We start from the raw sequence: 20,434 nt of genomic DNA on the forward strand, positions 1-20,434 counted from the left end.
GTTATATCTCGCGTGAAGTTTTTACGCTGCTACGTAATCAAAATCGGCTGATCAACAGTACTCAAATAACAACTTGACTCTTAGAAGGGCGTCCAGGGCAGTCAGTACACAAGTCATGAGTGGCAGTCGTTCCTGAAATCACACGGACTGGAGGGCAGTATGAGCCGTCGAGGTAACTGTCACGACAACGCAGTTGCAGAAAGCTTTTTCCAGCTACTGAAGCGTGAACGGATAAAGAAAAAGGTCTACGTAACACGGGAAGAAGCACGCAGCGATATTTTTGATTACATCGAAATGTTTTATAACAGTAAGCGTCGGCATGGTTCGAGCAATCAGATGTCACCGACAGAAGATGAAAACCAGTATTATCAACGGCTCGGAAGTGTCTAGATTATCCGTGGCGATTCATATATTAATTTCATCTCTGGGCTCTAATGAATATAAAGAAGCATGTTCGCACCTATTATTCAAATTATATATGACTTAGCGTACTTCTTAACTTATGAATAAAGACGACACATATCCTAAAGTCAGCGATAAATAATGCCGAAATAGACAAAAATTCCGGCATAAAACTTAATCATAATAAATTACTCATTCTCAGACCATTCATTATTAATTAATGTTGAGAAAAAAATCTCAGATTTAGCTAGGCACTGATACATTACTTTTTTCCAATGGTTGTGAAATTGACCAGAATTTATAATTGGTTGCAAAGTTGCGCTAATAAAGGCATCTCTTATCATTTCAGGGGTTGCTGTTGGAACATATTGCTTAAGTGTCGTTGCGAATGAATCCCTTTGATCTATAACTTCACTGAGATGCTTTCCTGCTTCTAACTGATATCTTGCGGCCAGATTGAGATTGTTAAAATGATTAAAGGCACGATCCTTATCCTCTTGTCTCCAATTGAGTGGGCATTGAACATAATAACTTATCGCTCCATCATCTTCATTAATATAGTCAGCAAAAACCCACTGTTCTTGAAAGAAAATGTCCTTATCAATGAATGGATGAAGTGACTGCTCAGCTTCATTTATTGCATACCCTTCCCCCTTTTCCCCCATATTGCAATCCCGGCAAGAGGGCACTAAATTAAGAGGCATAATTGAAAATTCGGGAAAATGAGCTTTAGGTAAAAAGTGATCAAGGTTTTTAGTTTGCCCAATATCTCCACAAAATGGACATTTTTCACCAGATGAAACAAGAAGTTCATCATAGTAAACTCTCGCAGGCTTATCTTTGTTTCTGAGATTGTTTTCATAAAGGTTGATAAGTTTTGACTTCGTTAGATTACCTATGACAACTGTATTATCATGAAGTGGTTCTGTTTTCTGATATCTAAATAAATGTCCCAATATACACAAATTACGATATTCAGTTTCTTTGACCAGTAATGAATCGAATTGTTCGATAAAATTGGCCTTAACATTCCGCTGTTCCATGCCCTCAGAACACTTTGCTAGGACTTCGGCATAAGATCTCTCATGAGGTGGGATTCTTTTCATTTTTTATCCCCTGCATCACGACTCAGAACCATTGCTTTTAAAACTGTTCTACCCTCCAAGCCAATCTTGTTTTTATATTGTGCTAGTATATCGTCATAAGATAGACCGCTGGCCACAGACTTTGCTAGCAACGCATGATATCCAGAACTCATAATTTCTAAAGAAAAAACTTCTCTAGTCAGTACCCCCAAGTTCTCACCAAAAGTTTCGATGTCTGGCCTAGTAATATTTGTTGCCTCACGAGAGCGTAATATTTTCCAAACATTGGACTTGGGAATCTCTTGTAGAACCACTGGTGAGTGTGTAGCGATAATAGCCACTCCATTTTGTGCATATAATAAATCGCTTAATGAGCGTAAAAATGCCGCGAGCAACGGTGGGTGAAGATGCCCTTCGGGTTCATCGAGCAACACAAGTGATTTTTCACCGACTGTATCCACTAATTTTGTAATGGTAAATAAAACGATAGCATGGCCAGAACTCATTCTCGATAAGTATTTTTGTATGTCTTGGAAAAATGCATTTCGAAAAATAACGTTATCTACCTGATGATGAGCATGAGAATTTCTAAGATTAGTATATCTTGTTTGTAGGATGCTTAATCCCATATCCGCGAAGTTTCTATCACTACTTAGATTATCTATTGCGCTAAGCCATATTTTCTTTTTCCATTCCACTCTTAAACAACCTATAAGGGAGGTTACAAATTCAATTTGAAGATCACGAAGAGATTTGAGGTTTTTATTATTTACACCTTTCAATCCGATGTAGAAATACTGAGTACCTTTTGATGGGTCAGGCTGTTCCTCGGGGGGGGAGAATGGATCAAATGCGCTAAACGACACAGATATTAGTGATCTGAAGTACCCATTTGGAATTTTTTCTTCACTGAATCTACCCTTTTTAGTAAAAAATACATCTTCGCGATTGGGGCTGGTTATTGCTTCGATCATTTCATTAAGAATGGTTGTCTTCCCACAACCATTCCTGCCAATGAATGCATGGATATTTGTGCTTGGAATTGCATTCATTATTACCTTAAATGGTATTTTTAAATCGCTATATCCCTCTACACCAGTTCTGTTGAAGTTAAAGTCAAAGTTAGAAAGCGCGGGGAGACCGGACAATATACGAGAAAACTGCCCGTGTATTTCTGTAATAGTAACATCTCGGAGTAAGGATGTGTTGAGAACGTCTTCATTTTCAATGATAGGTAATTTATTTTGAATCTGCACTATATCTTGCAGACTGTTCAAAATATTCATCTTTAATTCATTATTTAATTTACTAATATTCTCATAAAACGCAAGTCCTTCTCCTAACGAAAAGAATTCATCATCAAGTTTTTGAAAGCTGTTTGGCAATTTTGAATAAGTAGGCGTATCTGTCGTTTGACCTTTAAAGGCGATCTTTACGTTACCTATATCATGTTTTATTCCCTTTTCATCGAAAACAGTCAAATAGAACATTGTCACGAAAGAGTAGTCATTCCAATGATCCATGCGAAGGTAAGCTTGATTCATTCCGCTGGATGGTATGTATGCCTTTGCTTGAATAAGTTCAAAACGAACCATATTTACTCCTTGGATTTTTTAGTTGTGTATTCTCAGATCTTTAACCTGCGTGTATTTGTTTTCGCTATCACTAAAAATACATAAGGCATTGCTAGAAGTCGAAATCCCAATGCCCTTTGAACCATAAATTGCTAACAGTATAAATGCTTCATTTTTATTTGATGTGCAATTATCAGTGTTATGTATGTATAACGGTTTAGATTGTGTTAAGTTTTGCTGATATGACTTACCGCCTAGTAGAAATAATGTAGGGGGTAGTAAAAAAAAGTTAACAGCGTAAAAAATCTTATATAGGCATTCAAATTAGGAAGAACAAATGTTTTGTAACAAACACCGGTAAACAATAGAGCTACAGCTGCAAACCCCATACTGTTGGCTATGTAAAATTTATCTCCTGATTGCAACGCCCATTGTGTATAATAAATACCAGCGCCGCTTGTGAGAGGAATTGATGCAATCATAAATATTGAAAATGTGAATGCATGTGGATTTTTTGATACTTCGGCAAAAGTATTTTCTTTATAATCGGTATATGTCATGACGCAACTGAATATCGTCACAAATGCTGCCCCAAGAAACACTAAAAATGATAAGGCCGCAGACTTAATAATTTCTGATATTGTCAATATTTGCAATACAATCGAAATATCTATACCCGTTCTATACCAAAAACCCCAAATGTATGCAAATCCACAGACCGTAAAATATGTAGTGAGTAACGTTGTTATAGGTATGTCGAATTTCATGTTGGTAATTCATCCATAACTGTGTTTATAGGTAATTTTACTTCTCAAATATGAGATTGAGTAATTTTGTGTTCAAAAACTTCTGCCAGCAAACAGCAAGAAGCTCTCTACCAAGGCCATGCAATGGTTGAACTATCCCTCTTCCAGCGCGTTCATCATACTCAATCCCTTGCTTGAAATGAACCTTTAGTGTTTCTGGGTCTATCCCCATTTGATGCGTATCGACCTACTTATGGAATGTTGGAGAGAGCAGGATTCCGCTGTTTGCATTGTAGCAACCACGGAAAGCTTCTTCTTCAATGTGTTCCAGTTCCTGAATATCATTCAGACGCTATTTTGTTACAGCGCAGCGGTTATCGAATGCTTCTTGACCCTGACTCAAAATCCTGCTCCATTCAGAAACAGAATTCCGGCATGTTGAATGCTTCCCTGAGCGGAGGTGGTGCCGATGAAGAAATCACGATTCACCGAAAAGCAGATTGACTTTGCCCTGAAACAGGCCGAACTGGGTACGAGCTTGCCCGAAGTCTGCCGTAAGCTGGGCATCTCCGATGCCACGTTTTACACCTAGCGAAAAAAATACGGCGGGATTTCCCCTTCTAAGCTGAAGCACATGCGGCAGCTTGAGGAAGAGAATCTCAGGCTGAAGAAGCTGGTTGCCGATCTGAGCCTCTACAAGGCCATGCTGCAGGATGTGCTGGCAAAAAAGAACTGACGCTGGCGTGTCTGCGTGAATGGGTCCGTGACCTGCAGGCACGTTACGGTGCCAACGAGCGGCAGTTCTGTTTCGCAGTAGGGATCAGCCGCAGCTCTTTCCGCTACCGTTCTGTGGCGGCAGACGACAGCGCACTCCGCCTGCGTATCAGGGAGATCACCGAAACCCGGGTCCACTATGGCTACCGCAGGGTTCACGTCATGCTCAGGCGGGAAGGCTGGCGGGATAATCATAAACGTATTTACCGGCTCTATCGCAGCAGGGTCTGTCCCTGCGCCTCAAACGCCCACGGCGAAATGAATCGGCACAGCGGCGACAGCCCCAGCCTAAGGGATTGTATCCAAATCATGTCTGGGGCATGGATTTTATCTCTGACGCCTTATTTGACAGGCGTCGGCTACGTCTGCTGACGGTCATTGATCTCTACACGCGCGAATGTCTGGGGATTTGCGTGGGTCGAAATCTGCGCTCAACGGAGGTCGCAGAGATGCTGAACGCCATTGCGCTCAGACGTCCCTTACCACAATTTCTGAAAACCGATAATGGCTCTGAATTTGCAGGAAAAATGCTGGACAAATGGATGTACGAAAGAGGGATCCACATCGACCTCTCACGACCGGGAACGCCCACGGATAATGCCACAGTGGAGTCGTTCAACGGCAGGCTGCGGCAGGAGTGCCTGAACGTAAACTGGTTCATGTCGCTGGAGGATGCACGGTGCAAAATCGAAGCCTGGCGCATACACTATAACCAGAGACGTCCTCATTCTGCGCTGGGCTGGATGACCCCGTCCGAATTTGCTGAAAAGTCTGCTGGTTGCCAGAACATGCAACCAACATGAAGCTGGTTATTCCTGATTATGACTGGAGCATATTCGGGGTCAGGGTCAACCAACCCACATTACTAACTGAGAGTTGTATCTAATCCTGGGAGCAGGTCAATGATGCTAAAAACCTTGTGGTTGACATTTCTCAAAAGCAAATTAAGAAACAATTTGATCAACTCAGGAACTCACAGATGGCGGGAATGGTGCCTAATGATGCAGATAATATTCAGATAGAGACTATTAATGTCAGAACTATAAAACATGACTCCTCACTAGATTCCTACTTTTGCTCAGCCGACTTAAAAATGACTTTACCCGAGAAAATAAATTTAACACCGGTAACATATAACATCCAGAAAACAGATGGTGATAATGGACAGTTTTACATTAACTTATATGGATTGTAATATTGAAACGTAAACTCTTACCAGAACGTATTTTATATTGTAAAAATGTGTCATTCACAACTTGAAATTATGAATGAAACACACCCCGCATCAAATATCAAAAAAAAACACGTACGCCCCCTATAGGCCAGCATGATTTTTAATTGCTAAATTTAATTTGACTGCCTATTTATACCATTCCAAGTCTGATTTCTTTCATATTTTCAATACGAGGTGCTGTTTTATTCTGGAATTTATATGCAAAAAAGTTTGAATTTCTTTTTTCATGTGTTGACATAATGATTTGATAACCTGAGAATTCATTTTTCAATAACTGAACAAAAGAGGCCAAATTTATTTCATCCATTGTTTGTACAGGATCATCAATTAACAAAGTTGACAATTTAGTAGGGTAAACCTTATTCATAGATAGCATAAATGAAATGACTAAGCCTGACAACTGACCAGAACTCATTGTATTCCAAGCATCATGATCATCGTTTATTTTTGATACGAACCGGAGATATGCATTATCCTTGATATTTTCAGCAGATTGCAGATAAGCACCATTACCGTCCGGCCTAGTTTGCAAAACCTTACTTGAGTATATATAAAAAGGAATTGAGATTTGTTTTGCAACTGTTTTCTCAAATTCCTTAATGCAGCCATTATATTTATTAAATACACTATTGACAATTTTATAAACATTATCAAGGTGTTCTTTATTCTTAGTCAATTTATTAAGAAGCAAAGAGATTTGTTGTAATCTTGAGGAGTTAAATTTCATACCTAACAAATGAACAAATTCAGAATCAATCTTAATGTCTTCAAGTCTAACAATATCATTGCTTTTGTTGATTATTTCACCCGACAACATTGATAAGCTGTATGTTTTCATGGCATTTTTGAGATCGGAATAATCTTTATCAACAGGGTTACCTATAATATAACCTTTTATCAAATCAATAAACTCATTATTTTTTATAGTCAAATTGTCACCAATAAAATCATCATTATTTTTTTTGGTCACCGTTGAGATGTCAATATTATTCTCGATCAGCCAATCCTTCAAAACCTTCATCTTATTCCAGCGTTCTCTGGAAATTTTCATTTCGGAATAGGAATTTAATAATTTGCTATATTTAGAATACTTAAATTCAAATCTTTCTATTTTAGAAATACAGCTGGGAATGAAATTAGCAAAAATATCTTCTGCAACCTCACCAAGCAACTTCAAACTATCGGATTTGAGTGATTCAAATATAATAGACTGCTGATCATATTCTAACATGAGAACATCCAAAGAGGATTTAAAATCACCACAAAATGGACATTTTACTTCTTCATGATTATGTTCAGGAGATTTTAGCAAGGTAAATTTATTTTTTAGCTCTTCTCTGTGATTCAATAATGATTCAAGTATCTTTTGTTGACCATTTATTTCCTTACTTATACTTTCAAAACGATTTAATATAACATTATATCGCAAAGCTAATATTGGAAAAGCTTTTGTAAATCCATCTAAAATCTCCAAGTTTATTTTACCCGATGCGTCAGGTTTTAAATTCTTTAATTCGCTGTAATATTCGAGCTTATTAGATAGTGCGCTTAACCAATTGACATGAGATGAGATTTTTTCAATTTCTTCATAGTTACTGAAATGTCCAACAAGAAGAACATCTTGAATTTCTTGCTTTCTATTGTCGCACATGAAGTTAATATAATGATTGAACTCCATAGATGAAAATACATGCTTATTATTAGCAATCCAATATATTTTCTCAATGAATCCTCTATGTATATTAACTTGCTCCAAATTTTGTGGTTGGAATGTGTTAATTACATCTAATTTTCCAGATGGCTTCACTACTTCATCAGAGTCTTTATAACCAATTTCATTTTGAATACTTAAATCAAGATTTATTCTTTCTAAATCAAGTTTATTAAACTCCACTCCAATAGATGTTATTTTATTAACTAATTTATTTCTTATCGCTTTTAATTTTTCCTTCTCGGCGTTATGACGATTTGTTCCAAAAAGGTAGCTAATTTTATTATGACGTTCGCTTTCTGTATTTTTTAGGAAATGACAAGTTTCCTCCTGTTGAATGTAATTAAATATATCGTAGGTATTCTTAAGCTCTTTATTATCAACAATTCTCTCAAGTGAATCATCATTAAGTATTAAAAACTCATCTTCTCTTTCAAAATCGGATGGCCAACTTTTTAACAATCTAGTTGCGACACTACACTTATCCGGTTTATTTTCCTCTTTTGAAGTACTTGGAGGTATATGAGCATAGATTACAACTTTCGTATTATCATCCTCTAATAACTCAAGAAAAATAGAAGCACTTTTTTTATCGTTATACTTTAAAAGATGATTGTTTTTCTGTTTTTTATCAGTATTAGATACACGGCCAATTTTTCCAGTAAAACATAATTCTATAGCATCAAATAAAGTCGTTTTACCAAACCCGTTTGGACCATCTAAAATAAACAGTTCGGTGGAGCCTAAGTTAATAGTAAAATCATCTTTGAATGATTTAAAATTATTAACACGTAATTTACCAAGTTTAATCATTTTTTGACTCCAGAGATAGAATCCAGCTATCTATTGCCTCATCGCTATCGAGAACCAATAATTCAGGTAACATTTTATTTTCATTCTTGGTCAATTTGCTTGTTATCATCCCCTGTAAATCCAATAACTCCATTTCATTTACGGTTAAAGAAAGGAAAGGTATTTTTTCAAACAATCTTGCTATGAAACCATATTCATCATCTTTACTCTTTACAAATAACTCATACTTTTTTATATCTGAGATTATTCTGTTGCAATAATTACTACAGTTCTCATTATTCGCTAGAATACTATTTGTGATGTTTACTTCAGATTCATAATAATATATCACCTGTTTTTTGAAGAAATAGACATCTTCTTCAAGTGATGAAACAACCCGGTAGAGGTCCTCTATCGAAACATCAGAAGGAATCAAGCTTGTAATTATCAATGTTGTGTTTTTATCAAAATGAAGATCAAATTTATGACTGTCGCTTTCATTTTCTCCTTTAATGTTGTTAATTAGATCTCCATGTAATTTTATTTGAATAGATCCGTTAACTTCATTCAGTTTATTATAAGGAATATCAATAAAAATAAAATAATCAAAGAAATCTTTAGTGGTCACATATAAATTAATATTAGTTTTAATATTTAGCTCAAAGTCTGGAACCTCATAGATTTTATGGTTATGTTCTACAGCAATCTTTTTTGTTAGTTCTTTAATGCTAGTCATTATTTATTGCCCTTACAGCATCATCAATCGATATGAATTTCAAAGAAACAACATTATTAGCTTTATACTGATAGTCAACTGTTTTCTCTTTATTTATAGTTTCAACTATACTTAAAAGCCCTACAGACTCTTCACTAATGTCTTGCCCATTTCTTGTTTGAACAACCAAATGAGATGAGTTAAATAACATGGGGAATTTATTATTCTTATTTATATTATACTTAACCTTCATTATATTAACTCGGAAATCATCGTCATCATCAGATATAAAAGTTATAGTCGATGGGTGATATGCTAACGATGACTTATCTTTAATGACAAGATCACTACCAGACTCGGATAATTCTTGAACAAATTTTAGGAAAACAGTTCTTAATAAATGTTGGTTGCATATTTTTGAGTAGAATACATCCAATGAATTATCATTTAGCTGATGAGGTGAAAGCATCGATAATAAATCTGAGCAAGAGTATTTAGTCAGCACATCTCTTCTGTATTTATCTAAATTATTTTTCCGTAAAATAAACTTATCTTTATTCTCAGGATTTGCTTCAATATTCTCATTTAGAAATTCTATATATTCAGAATACGTATTCTCAAATGACTTTTTACAAAAAAACTCCCAATGTTTTTTATTTTGGTTTTTTATTATATCATTGAGCGGTTCGAATATAGAGCTAAACAGAAGCTGCTCTCTTTGCTCTTGAAATCCTTCCCCAATATTAGATTTATTTCTTATATTTGAATGTCTTTTTAAAATATGTTTATCGATGACATCAATTAGCGCAGTGCAATATAAAGCCAAATCGTCACCCGAAAAATCCTCACTCGGATGAATCAATCCAAGCAACTCAGCCAATAGACTATTTATTTTTACATTTAAAACGTCATCACTCAGCTTAAGCTCATAATCGACTGGATTATCATATGCCAAAAATATATTTAGGCTAGATAATGTTCTTAATGAACGAACAGACTCAAGTAGATACTCCGGAATACCAGCATACTCATTAATCGCTTTAATAGGAGGGAGTACTTCCTCTGAAGTGTGGAAATAAATCTTTGAATTTCCAAAAGTACGACTTGAAAAAGAACTAAAATTACTAAGCAACGATTCTATTTCATCACTATCCATATCTGGAACATTTTGTTTGTTATTTTCCCAATGTTCATGAAGTGTATATCCAGGTTTAAGGTATTGGTGTTGTATGAGCAACTGAAGTTTAGAATGAATTACACTTAATTTCTTATCAGCTCTTTGTTGCGACGTTACGCAATCATTATAATCAATATCCAGAGAAATATACTTAACAAAATCAGTTTCTGATAATCGACCTATTTTTCGGTTTAAAATTGTCACAATAGCACTAATATGCTCACTAAAATTCGCGCCTGCTTTGTGCTTAACCTGATGTAGCGAAACGTAGTCTCTACCATTTTTTATTGAAAAATCCTCGATCCATTCATATTCAATCGAATGTGAATCCAAAAAATCGTTAAAACATTTGCTACCAATAGGATGAATATCCATCATACGTCTTATATTTTTCAAGCAAACATAGAGGCCAACTTTTCCTTGGTAATTGAACCCGTTCCATGACGGTGTTGCATCATGTAATGCGCTTTTAATATCTTCAGCCACTTCACGGCACTCCACATAAAATCATTATTTACTTTTTGGTGAGAAATTATTTTTCCTATAGCAATTATCTATTAGTAATAATCTCAACCATTAATTACTTACCTGTCGTTACTATTCCCAAGATAATAATAAACCTCATTCGTGTTTTTCTATATTCACCAACGTCAGATTTTGTATCTCAGATGAATAATGCTCATTAGTCAACTTACGACATTAGAGTACAAAAAATTTTTTAAGAATTTAACCCTAAAAGTAGTGAACATTAAATAATTGTTAGTTTTTCCAAGTTATCAGCCCATACTTGCAACCATTTCCTGCACTCGGCATCATACTTATACAAGTTATAAATCCCCTCAACACCACCGCGCGTATAACCCCGCACAGCCTCTGCAACCTCATTTGGACATTGCAAACGCATAGCCCTGACCGTACTGTACGTCGCAGACCATGGGGCGTCCAATAAGGTATATCAAACATTTGACCGCTTTCACGTAAACGCCATGAGTTTTAGTTAGATACTTCTGCTGGATTGGCTTCTTAGTGACTTGCGAAGAAAACAGATATTTGTCAGAGGTAAGGCGTAGAACTTTGAGAAAGTCGGTTGCCTGATCAGATAACTGTACGTAGCGCTGTACCCCTGTTTTGGTTTCTCGCAGAAGGATAGTGCTTTTCTCAAGAGCGACGCCCCCCGTCCAGTCGATCTGACGTAACACATTTATCTGTTGTGCTTAAAACAGCAACTGAACCTCACCCTGCCCTCGAGATGAAAAAGCGTCTGTAAGGCCAGAATCTGTTTGAGGATGTGCACATGGCACTCAGCGATGTAATTCTAAATAAGTACGCCAGTAAGTACGCGGGAAAGAATACAGTGAGGTTACATACAGATAAAAAACTGTAACTAATTGATTTAAATGGTGCGATAATAGGAGTCGAACCTACGACACTCGCATTACGAAAGCGAGCCGACTCCAAAATGAGTACAAGAATGAGTATGCTGAAAATAAAGTTTTTAATAAAATATAAATATCAAAAAAAAAATAAAATTAAAGTCACAGTTCAACGTCTGATTCGTCTTGAATGAAAAAAATCCACGCCCTGGCGTGGATTTTTTTATTGCGGCGTCAAAACACATTGTCTAAGAGATCTGTCTTCATACTGGGTTCAAAGGGAATGATTTCGGCGGTCGCAAGCTTTAACGCCTGAAAAGGATCCTCGCGTAATCGCTCTTCAAGAGAAGCAAGACTCTCGCATTTAGCGATAATGACTCCACCGTTTCTTGGGATCCGTCTCCCGGAAGCCAGAAATATCCCCTCTGCATACCCCTTTTTTAGCCACTCAACATGAGCGGGTATCGCTGCGTCAACCTCTTCAAGGGATTTTATATAGGTCAATATGACAATGTAAACCGTGCTCATCCTTTGCCTCTTAGCTCTGTTTTTAAACCGCTTGTTGGAACTGCTGATACAGTCCCTCTTTTGCCACCGTTTATTGTTATTATTTTTTGGGCGCATGTGATCTTAATACGCAGGGCCCGATCGAGACAACGCGTTACGCTTCATATCCCAGGAATAAAACCAATCATGCCAACCATTTTGTTTTGCTGGATAGCTACAGACAACAACCACTTCCTTTGACAGGTTGAAAGTTAAGTAATAGAAAAATGCGCCTTCAGGAGGTGCAGACCAAAATAGTTTTTCGCCCTGCGCATTGAAGATGGTCAAAACGGTTGGTGATGGCTTTGGCTCGCTTAACGCAAAGACTAACTGGCGTGTTGAGTCGACCATTGCGAGATCTGAGCAAGGTATACTTATGCGTACGCTTCTAGTGCAGCACATCCACTCGAGCACGTCTTTTTCTTTAAGAAAATTGAAGTCAGCGATCATCTTCGCTCTTAATAAATATTTTCATTACGTTTATAAAAAAGTTTCAGATCATCTCGACAGGTTATAGTTTAAAGTCCGAAATATTATATAAAATTTCACTTGTCAAATCGCTCTGGAAATTCTAAAGAGGTTTGGCGCCTTTATTTTTTTGAAAATAATTCCGCAATTTAATTTTGGGGTAAATATTTTATCTGAATAATCATAAAAATCATCATCTTTTCCGCTACGGATGATTTTTCTAGATCTGTAATTATATCCTTTTAGAAATACGGAGTTTTTATCTCTAATCACGGACCATAAAAATGCATCAATGTGTTAAGATCATCTAAATCTTGTTTAGTTAGTTTATTTTTCTCAATTTTATCATATTCATAAATTATTCCTTTCATAGGAGTGCTAGATTCATGGTTAATTGCCAACCCCATTAGTTTATCAATATCAGTCTGATTTTTTAAAGTATTCTTTAAAAATTTATAGAGAAGTTTTTCAGCATCTTTTCTTTCTAAAAAAGACATATTATTTATCCAGCAGCACATCAACGAAATAAATTAACATTCTAGTGCCATCAATTATACCGCACCCGATTATTTTTGCTATGAAAACCAAAATCAATTACCCACCCACTGTAAGAATCTATTATTCTTTCGAAAAAAACGGTTTGTTTTTCCCTCTCTAGTCTGAGTGGCAATAATAACTTCATAAGCATCGCTTTCACTTTTTTGTGCTTTCGATGCCTCTTCTAATGTAATTTTCGATTCCTTTTCAATCATAGCAATAGTTCCGGTATCATATCGGATAAAATATTCACCACTTCTTTTGATTATGTCAATACCAAAACCTGTAAAAATAAGTTCATCCATTTTTCATACCTCTATTTATTTATAATTGGTGTAATCAACGCATCACCGACAGGTGTTTGATCTATTACAGCCTCAGGGATACCTCCCGACGTCTTACCAAACCGGGTGGTGATCGGCTTGCCGGTTGGCTGTCCGCCCAGCATCTGGTGTCGCGTTTTGCTGATGCATCACCCAAGCGGATCGTAGCGGAAGCTGACCTGCGTCTGCGGCCTGTTACGGTCCCGCGACTGGCTGATGACCTCCGTCAGGCGATATTCACCGTCACAGCGGTAGTGCCAGCGGGTCAGGCCAATCCTTCTCGACGGTGCGGCCGTGGATGTCATAACGTCAGCGAATGCCGTTCATTAAGGTTTATGTAGATGCGTGCTGAAGGCGAGTAACTCCCCTCGCCTTAACCCCTCAAAAACATTACCCAACTATCACAAAACCTAGCAGTATAATTTTATATCTGGCAGGTTGACTTTCACCTTGCGCCAGTACAATGTGAATTTCTTTACTTTCCAAAAAACTAGAATAAATATACACATCAAGATTATTATACTTATAAACCGGATCTGGGTCATCATGAAATGTTAAAGCCTTTATTCCGGTAATATTACTTGCAATTTCTTTTTTTAAAGAGCTATCGATATTCCAAAGAGGTATTGCATCTATATTCCTAAAGTAAATTTCCACATTTAAAAATGGAATGCATATTTTTTCTGAAAACTCATAAAAACAATTCTCTTTCCCATCATATAAAGTTTTTCTAGGTTTGAAGTTATAAAATTCCAGGCTCATAAATTTCATATCTCTCTAATTTTATTTTCGGCCAAAAGTTGGCTTATAGATTTCGATAGCTCATATTGCGTTCCTCCCCCAGGCTGATCAAACCAAGGGATAGCAGGTCCTGCATCTGCATGTACCGGTGCAATTACTTCATATGTTTTATATGGTTTATCTAACGTATCCAATGGTAAAGCTCGACTTTCAAAAGATGCTCCAGCAGGGGATACAAAAGTTCCTCGATCACTGAAAACACCATTGTCGATACGCCCGCCATATCTATCGATCTTCGTACTAGGTTTCAGCGTTATCGGCGTTGCTTTGATGAACCCTCGGTTTGGAGGCCATGCTCCAGGGCCCATGAAGGACTCTAAACTTTGCCAGTCTTGATTTTTCCATAATTTATATGCTTTAGAAGCATCTGCACGTGTTTTGAAAACACCTTTAGATTTAGATTGAAATCCATTCCATTCGTTTTGGCATCTACTCAACCCCCACGGATCCACCCACCCCAGCGCATTAGGCGCATACTGGTAAAGGTTTATCCCCCCCGCCAGCCCTATCGGGTCCTGCTGCGTAAACCGTCCGCAGTCCGGGTCGTAATACCGGAACAGATTGTAGTGCAGCCCTGTCTCACGGTCCAGGTATTGCCCCTGCATACGCAGGTTCTGGGAATATCCTGATAGCTGCGTCTCGCTTTCCCGCAGCAGCTTGCCCCAGGCGCTGTTAACGCCTTCCCAGCGCACCTGCCCTTCGATATCCGTCATCCGCTCCGGCGTGCCGTTGGGCTGGCAGTGGAACCAGAAGATTTCCGGGGCATCAGCGCCGTCAATACGTGCCAGCGGGTCGTAGCTGTCCTGGTCGCTGTAGACGTAGGTGAGCGGCACGTCCCCGTCCAGCTCCTGCAGCAGGCGGAACCCTTCCCAGACAAACCGGGTAGTGACCGGCTTGCCGACTGGCTGACCGCCCAGCATCTGGCGGCGCGTTTTGCTGATGCGTCGTCCGAGCGGATCGTAGCGGAAGCTGACCTGCGTCTGCGGCCTGTTGCGATCCCGTGGCTGGCTAATCACTTCCGTCAGGCGGTGCTCACCGTCGTACTGGTAATGCCAGCGGATCTGGCCGTTATCCTTCTCCACGGTGCGGCCGTGGATGTCATAACGCCAGCGAATGCCGTTCAGCTGCGTCAGGCGGTTGTGCGTGACCTTCTCAACAGATCCTTCGAGCGGGTTACCGGCCGCATCCCAGCGCCACTGCTCCTGTCCGGGCAGCGTGCCATCCTGAACCAGCAGGCGTCCGGCGCTGTCGTACTGCCAGCGGGACCAGCTGAACGGGTTATCGTCCCGCTCTTCCCGTACCAGGTTATTGCGGTAATCGTAATCCCAGCGGCGGGACCAGCGACGCGGCGACGGGCGCTGGGCGTTACCGGTGAAGACATCCCGGCGATGCAGGCGGCCGAGACGGTCGTATTCGCTCCGGGTGGTCAGCAGCCCCTGCGTGCGGCTGGTCTCCCGGTGGAGTTCGTCGCGGGTAAAGTCGGAGACCGACAGCTTATCGAGAGCAATGCTGAGCAGATGCCCGCTGCCGTAGTAGAACTGTTTTAGCTCGCGGCCATCCGGAAGCGTAACGGAGGTGCGGTTGCCCAGGGCGTCGTACTGCCACGCCAGCTCGCCGTGCTCGCCCGCTTCGCGCGTGACGCGACCGAGCGCATCATATTCAAAGGCAAGCTCCTGCTCTGCCTCGGTGCTCCAGGCGTCTGCTGAAAGCGCAGGATGCAGCCCAATCCGGCTTAACAGCCCGGACGGCGTGTAGTGGTAGCGGGTCTGTCCTTCCGGCGTGGTGCGGGCGACCAGCTGGCCGCTCGCGCTCCAGGCAAAGGCGTGGGTAATGGCTTCGGGATGACCGGCGGCAAAGGTACGCGCTATCGTGCGCCCGCAGGCGTCGTAGCGATACTGCGAGGCCACGCCATCGAGCCCTACCTCTTCCAGCAGCAGCGAATCGGCTCCCCAGCGGAACTGATACGCTTCGCCGTTTTCGTTTTCAAGGGCAATCAGACGCCCCCGGCTGTCCCAGCGGCGACGGACCTCTTCACCCTGAGAATTTCGCGTGGCGGTTAAGCGCCCGGCCTCATCGTATCTAAACTCACTTTCTTTACCATCAGCGCCAGCATGCTTCACCGGCAGGCCGCGTTCGTTCCATTTGAGCGACTCCGTCCAGCCTTCCGGGCGATCGAGCTGCACCGGGCGCCCTGCAGCGTCGTAGCGATAGCGCGTCTCTTCACCGTCGGCCCCAGTCTCGGCCACCAGCCAGCCCAGCGGATGATAGTGATACCGGGTTGTGCGGCCAGAGCAGTCCGTCGCTCGCACCACCTGTCCCGCCTCGTTGTACTCCTGGTAGCGGCTGTTGCCGGCGGCATCGACCTCCTCAACGACCTGACCAAACTCGTCCCGGCGCAGCAGCGTGGTCTGCCCCATCGGGTCCACCACGCGCTTCAGGCCGTGATGTTCGTCGTACCAGAACCGGGTAGCGCTGCCGTCGGCTTCGATAATCGCAGACGGCAGCGCACGGTGCTCAAGCCAGGTGGTGGTGCGGGCATTACCGTCGGCGTCGATCTCCTGCACCCGGTTGCCCATCTCGTCATAAACGAAGGTAACGGCATTCCCGAGCGGATCGATGCGGCGGGTCAGGAGCTCGTTGTCATCCCACTCGTAGCGCCAGTTTTCACCGCGCTCGTCAACGAAGCGGACGATCAGGCTCTGCGCATTCCAGTAGTGCTGACGCTTCTGACCATCATAGTGCTCGACGGTCGTTAGCCCGACGGCTAAATCATAGGTAAAGCGGCAGCCGTCGCCGGTGCTGGTGCGGTTTTCCACCACGCGCCAGTGGTCAAATTTTTTCCAGCGGTACTCGCTCTCCATCCCGCCCGGCAGGCGGTGCCAGACCATCAGGCCGTGGTCGTTATAGCGGTATTCGCGGGTAACGACGCCGGAGGCATCCGTCGCGCTCGCCAGCTGGCCGCGCGCATCGTAGCCCCACTGCATCAGCGGCCAGGTTCGGTTGCCGTCGAAATGGCTGGCAGCAGTCACGCGCTGCGGGAACCGCTCGTCCTCATAGCGCAGGGTGACGTCTATCGCCCGCGGCTCATCGTGAAGACCAACCAGCCTGCCGTGCTCGTCCCACTCCGTCAGCAGCGCGTTGCCGTATTCATCACTCAGGGAGGCCAGACGCAGGATTAAGGGGTTCGCGCGTGTCGGTTTGTACAAACGCCACACCGCGCCGTCATCGTCGGCAATCGCCACGTCGCCGCTCTCATTGCGGCGGATAATAATGCCTTCGCTGATGCTGTAAAACGCCCGGTCGACAGGGGGCAGTTCAAAGCTCAGCTCGCGTCCGGTTTCGTCGAACCAGGTCGCGCTGTTCTCTTCAAGCGTCAGATAGCTGTCAAAGGTGGTAGCCCAGCCCAGGCCAAACAGCCCTTCGCGGGTGGTCAGGCTGTTGTAGCTGCGCTGCCAGCGAAGCGGGAAGCGGCCCGGCAGCGAGAAATCGAGTTCATCATCGTCATTCAGCACCTTCACGCCGGTGGCGGCGTGAACCGGGTGCGAGGAGCCAAACACGGCATTGACGGCCATATCGGCCAACATTCCGCCGCCGGCTGCCGCCAGCGCGCAGGGCATGTTTTTCAGGATCTTGCCCGGACGGCCGCGCAGGAGGGAGAGCGCAATCATCCCCAGCGCCAGACCTGGCGTTTTGCCGCTTTTGATATCGCGAACCGTGAGCGTGTCGCCGCCGATGATCACGTTCGGGGAGACGTCATCGGAAACGGTCCCTTCGCAGGTGGTGCGATCTTTCGCACGCACCGCAGGCTGGCCGTTGATGAAGACGCTTTTCGAGCCTTCCGCCAGATACTGTGGTCCGGAGTGCTTTTCACACGCCACCTTGTCTTCTTCCAGCGGTGAGGTCCCCGCAGCGGCAGACGCCACGCTCGGCTGCCACATTTCGCTACCAAACTGTCCGGCAGCGGAAAGCAGCATGCCTGCGTAATCGGCAAAGCTGCCCGGCGACTGCGGCTCAGGTGAAGGGGTATCTGCTGGCGTCAGCGTTCCGGCCGCACGCGCGGCGGGGAGCGCATTGGTCAGAACGTTATTCGAACCGGTTGTGATTTTACCCGCAGGCGACGGCGGGAAAATCGCGTTGCCTAACCCCTCAGCGGCGTTGCTGATATCGTCTGTGATCCCCGCCACGTTTGCCAGCACGCCGCCAATAATGCCGCTTAACAGACAGCTGGAGCCAATCGCCGCCACGCCCGCGGCTGCCGCCCCTGCCCCCAGCAATGGTGCCGCCACGGTAGCGGCTGCCCCCACCGCCGCGCCGATCACCGCATAAGCGGCACCTTCCGCCACAATGCTGGTGATGTCCGCAAAAATGCTGGAGTGAATAATCTCGTCGCCCTTACGGGCCGCGTTGTTATCGCTCATGCCTTACACATTCCGGTTGTCGTTCAGCGTCAGACTCTGCTTAAGCGCGCTCCAGCGCACCTCGTCCTCTTCAGTGAATGCTCTAAGTGCCGAGAGGGTAAAAATCATCAACACCGGTTTGCCCGGCGTCTGCACGGCCAGCTGTTTTTGCCACAGGCGCTGGCCGTTATGGTCAAAGTTGGTTTCAACTTCCAGACCGGTAATTTTGCCGTCAGGCCCGGCTTTCACTCGCTGGAATTCGCTCTGGGCGATCTCACCCATCTGCGGGCGCATCACGTCCCACTGGCGGTGGAACTCTTTCTCATAATCGCTGCCATCCGGGATAACACCGCGGCTGACCACGACGGACAGCCCGCTTTCGTCATCGCGAATAATGTTCATGCTGTTATCCTGCCAGGCAGCAGGAAAAAGGGAAAACGAACCTTCCTGGAGGGTGTATTTCATTGATGAATCCGCGTCTAAGATTGCTGAAGAATATTAAGGGCCGTTATGGACAACATGGCGGCAGACAGTAAGCGGTTATTCTTTCGGCGGCGTGAATTTCGCCTGCACCGCCGCATCAATATCCCCTTTGTGCCCCGCGCCCGGTGCCGTGGTGCCCGGCTTGGTACCAGAGGTATTCAGGTGCAGCTTACCGCCCGTCGTGATATGGCCATCCCCTTCAACAAAGAAGTTAAACTCTTTGCCGATCAGGCTAATTTTGCCGTTCGCGTTAAGCTCAATGGCGCTTTCACCTGAGACCAGCCTCAGCTTTGTTCCGGAAGCGATAACGTACTGCTCCACCGCCGCATCCAGCTTGCCTTTCCCCGTAAGGATCTCGGTTCCGCCTTTCACCGCCTGGATCTGATTCGCCTCCACGCGATGCAGCTCGTTTTTCTTCACGTAATGGCTGCGCTCGCCGCCGACGCTGTGCGTTTCATCATTCTTAACGCTGGTGTCCATATTCCGCTCGGCCTGGATCCACACCTGCTCCGCGCCTGCCTTATCTTCAAAGCGCAGGGCGTTGGCGTTGTCGACCGAGCCGTCTTTCGTCCGGCTCATAAAGCCCATCTGCGTTGCCGCTGCCGGCAGCGCCCACGGCGGCATGCTGGCTTCGTTATACACGCGACCGGTAATGATAGGACGGTCCGGGTCGCCGTTGATAAAGTCCACCACCACCTCATCGCCCACGCGCGGGATCTGCACCCCGCCGTAGCCCTGGCCCGCCCAGGCACTTGACACGCGCACCCAGCAGGAGCTGGTGTCGTCGCCCTTCGCCAGACGGTCCCAGTGGAACTTCACCTTCACGCGACCGTATTTGTCCGTCCAGATGCTCTCCCCCTGCGGCCCCACGACTTTCGCCGTCTGAGGGCCGTAGGTGCGCGGCCACGCCGTGCTCTGCGCCGGGCGATAAGAGACCGACGCCGGGATGACCGTGAAATCAGTGCGGTGAATGGTTTCACCCTCGCCGCTGGCGTAGCGGTTCTCCTCGAAGTGATACCCGGCCGCCGTCACCAGATACTCGCCGTTATCGCTGAAGAACGGCGCGTTGGTCAGGGTGAAGATGTGGCCCGGCGCAATGCCCGCCGCCGTGGCGGTGGCCTGAATCTGCTGATGCTCCACCTGCCAGCGCTCCTGGCGAATGCGGGCGTAGAACTCCGCATGCCCGGTCTCGACAAAGCGGCCCGGCCAGTCGTAGACGTCAATGCTGCCCGGCTTCGGCGACGCCGGGTTCTGCTGCGCCTGGAACAGCCACGCGTTCGGCTTGCGGAAGTCATA

General features: G+C 43.9%; 14 protein-coding genes and 4 pseudogenes. 2 read left to right on the plus strand and 16 right to left on the minus strand.

Translation table 11 applies throughout. The annotated features are described in order from the left end of the window. Positions 1-93 precede the first annotated feature (93 nt). Positions 94-390, plus strand: a pseudogene (locus PYW49_RS23145) (IS3 family transposase); the annotation flags it as partial. Positions 391-590: 200 nt separating this feature from the next. Here the strand turns inward: PYW49_RS23145 and PYW49_RS23150 are convergent. The 3 genes from PYW49_RS23150 to PYW49_RS23160 form a co-directional block, all read right to left on the minus strand. Then, complete coding sequence (locus tag PYW49_RS23150; protein WP_320387661.1) at positions 591-1,508, minus strand: HNH endonuclease; 918 nt, start codon at positions 1,506-1,508, stop codon at positions 591-593. Then, complete coding sequence (locus PYW49_RS23155; protein WP_320387663.1) at positions 1,505-3,082, minus strand: AAA family ATPase; 1,578 nt, start codon at positions 3,080-3,082, stop codon at positions 1,505-1,507. Before PYW49_RS23155 ends, PYW49_RS23150 begins: the two co-directional genes overlap by 4 nt. A 233-nt stretch (positions 3,083-3,315) precedes the next feature. Beyond that, complete coding sequence (locus PYW49_RS23160; protein ID WP_320387665.1) at positions 3,316-3,828, minus strand: hypothetical protein; 513 nt, start codon at positions 3,826-3,828, stop codon at positions 3,316-3,318. 448 nt (positions 3,829-4,276) lie between these two features. On the opposite strand from PYW49_RS23160, the pseudogene PYW49_RS23165 reads away from it, so the two are divergent. Further along, a pseudogene (locus PYW49_RS23165) lies at positions 4,277-5,384 on the plus strand (IS3 family transposase). 561 nt (positions 5,385-5,945) lie between these two features. On the opposite strand, the gene PYW49_RS23170 reads toward PYW49_RS23165, so the two are convergent. The 13 genes and pseudogenes from PYW49_RS23170 to PYW49_RS23230 all read right to left on the minus strand — a co-directional run. Continuing rightward, complete coding sequence (locus PYW49_RS23170) at positions 5,946-8,339, minus strand: ATP-binding protein (protein ID WP_320387667.1); 2,394 nt, start codon at positions 8,337-8,339, stop codon at positions 5,946-5,948. Continuing rightward, positions 8,332-9,054, minus strand: a complete 723-nt coding sequence (locus tag PYW49_RS23175) for a hypothetical protein (protein WP_320387668.1) — start codon at positions 9,052-9,054, stop codon at positions 8,332-8,334. The genes PYW49_RS23170 and PYW49_RS23175 overlap by 8 nt, the downstream gene beginning before the upstream one ends. Next, positions 9,047-10,696, minus strand: coding sequence for an ABC-three component system protein (locus PYW49_RS23180; protein ID WP_320387669.1), 1,650 nt, complete (start codon positions 10,694-10,696; stop codon positions 9,047-9,049). The genes PYW49_RS23175 and PYW49_RS23180 overlap by 8 nt, the downstream gene beginning before the upstream one ends. Before the next feature lie 262 nt (positions 10,697-10,958). After that, positions 10,959-11,412 (minus strand): annotated as a pseudogene (locus PYW49_RS23185) (tyrosine-type recombinase/integrase); the annotation flags it as partial. Between the two features lie 405 nt (positions 11,413-11,817). Next, positions 11,818-12,111, minus strand: a complete 294-nt coding sequence (locus tag PYW49_RS23190) for a YciI family protein (protein ID WP_320387670.1) — start codon at positions 12,109-12,111, stop codon at positions 11,818-11,820. A 102-nt stretch (positions 12,112-12,213) separates the two neighbouring features. Further along, the gene (locus PYW49_RS23195; RefSeq protein WP_320387671.1) at positions 12,214-12,480 is read right to left on the minus strand and encodes a hypothetical protein; all 267 of its coding nucleotides are present in this window, start codon (positions 12,478-12,480) and stop codon (positions 12,214-12,216) included. Between the two features lie 386 nt (positions 12,481-12,866). After that, positions 12,867-13,094 (minus strand): hypothetical protein, encoded by a 228-nt coding sequence (locus PYW49_RS23200; RefSeq protein ID WP_320387672.1) that lies wholly within the window; start codon positions 13,092-13,094, stop codon positions 12,867-12,869. A 93-nt stretch (positions 13,095-13,187) separates the two neighbouring features. Beyond that, positions 13,188-13,439, minus strand: coding sequence for a hypothetical protein (locus PYW49_RS23205; protein ID WP_320387674.1), 252 nt, complete (start codon positions 13,437-13,439; stop codon positions 13,188-13,190). 98 nt (positions 13,440-13,537) lie between these two features. Further along, positions 13,538-13,790, minus strand: a pseudogene (locus PYW49_RS23405) (RHS repeat domain-containing protein); the annotation flags it as partial. 57 nt (positions 13,791-13,847) lie between these two features. Further along, a complete protein-coding gene (locus PYW49_RS23215) occupies positions 13,848-14,219 on the minus strand; it encodes a hypothetical protein (RefSeq protein ID WP_320387676.1) in 372 nt (123 codons plus the stop codon). A 5-nt stretch (positions 14,220-14,224) separates the two neighbouring features. After that, positions 14,225-18,676: a glycohydrolase toxin TNT-related protein gene (locus PYW49_RS23220; protein ID WP_320387677.1), complete on the minus strand. Its 4,452-nt coding sequence runs from the start codon at positions 18,674-18,676 to the stop codon at positions 14,225-14,227. Between the two features lie 3 nt (positions 18,677-18,679). Further along, positions 18,680-19,120 carry a DcrB-related protein gene (locus PYW49_RS23225; RefSeq protein WP_320387678.1) on the minus strand — a complete coding sequence of 147 codons (441 nt, stop codon included), beginning with the start codon at positions 19,118-19,120 and terminating at the stop codon, positions 18,680-18,682. A gap of 75 nt (positions 19,121-19,195) precedes the next feature. Further along, positions 19,196-20,434: type VI secretion system Vgr family protein (locus PYW49_RS23230; protein ID WP_320387680.1), on the minus strand; the 1,239-nt coding region annotated here is incomplete at its 5' end.

The sequence above is a fragment of the Enterobacter chinensis genome (assembly GCF_034008295.1).
Lineage (GTDB): Bacteria > Pseudomonadota > Gammaproteobacteria > Enterobacterales > Enterobacteriaceae > Enterobacter > Enterobacter chinensis.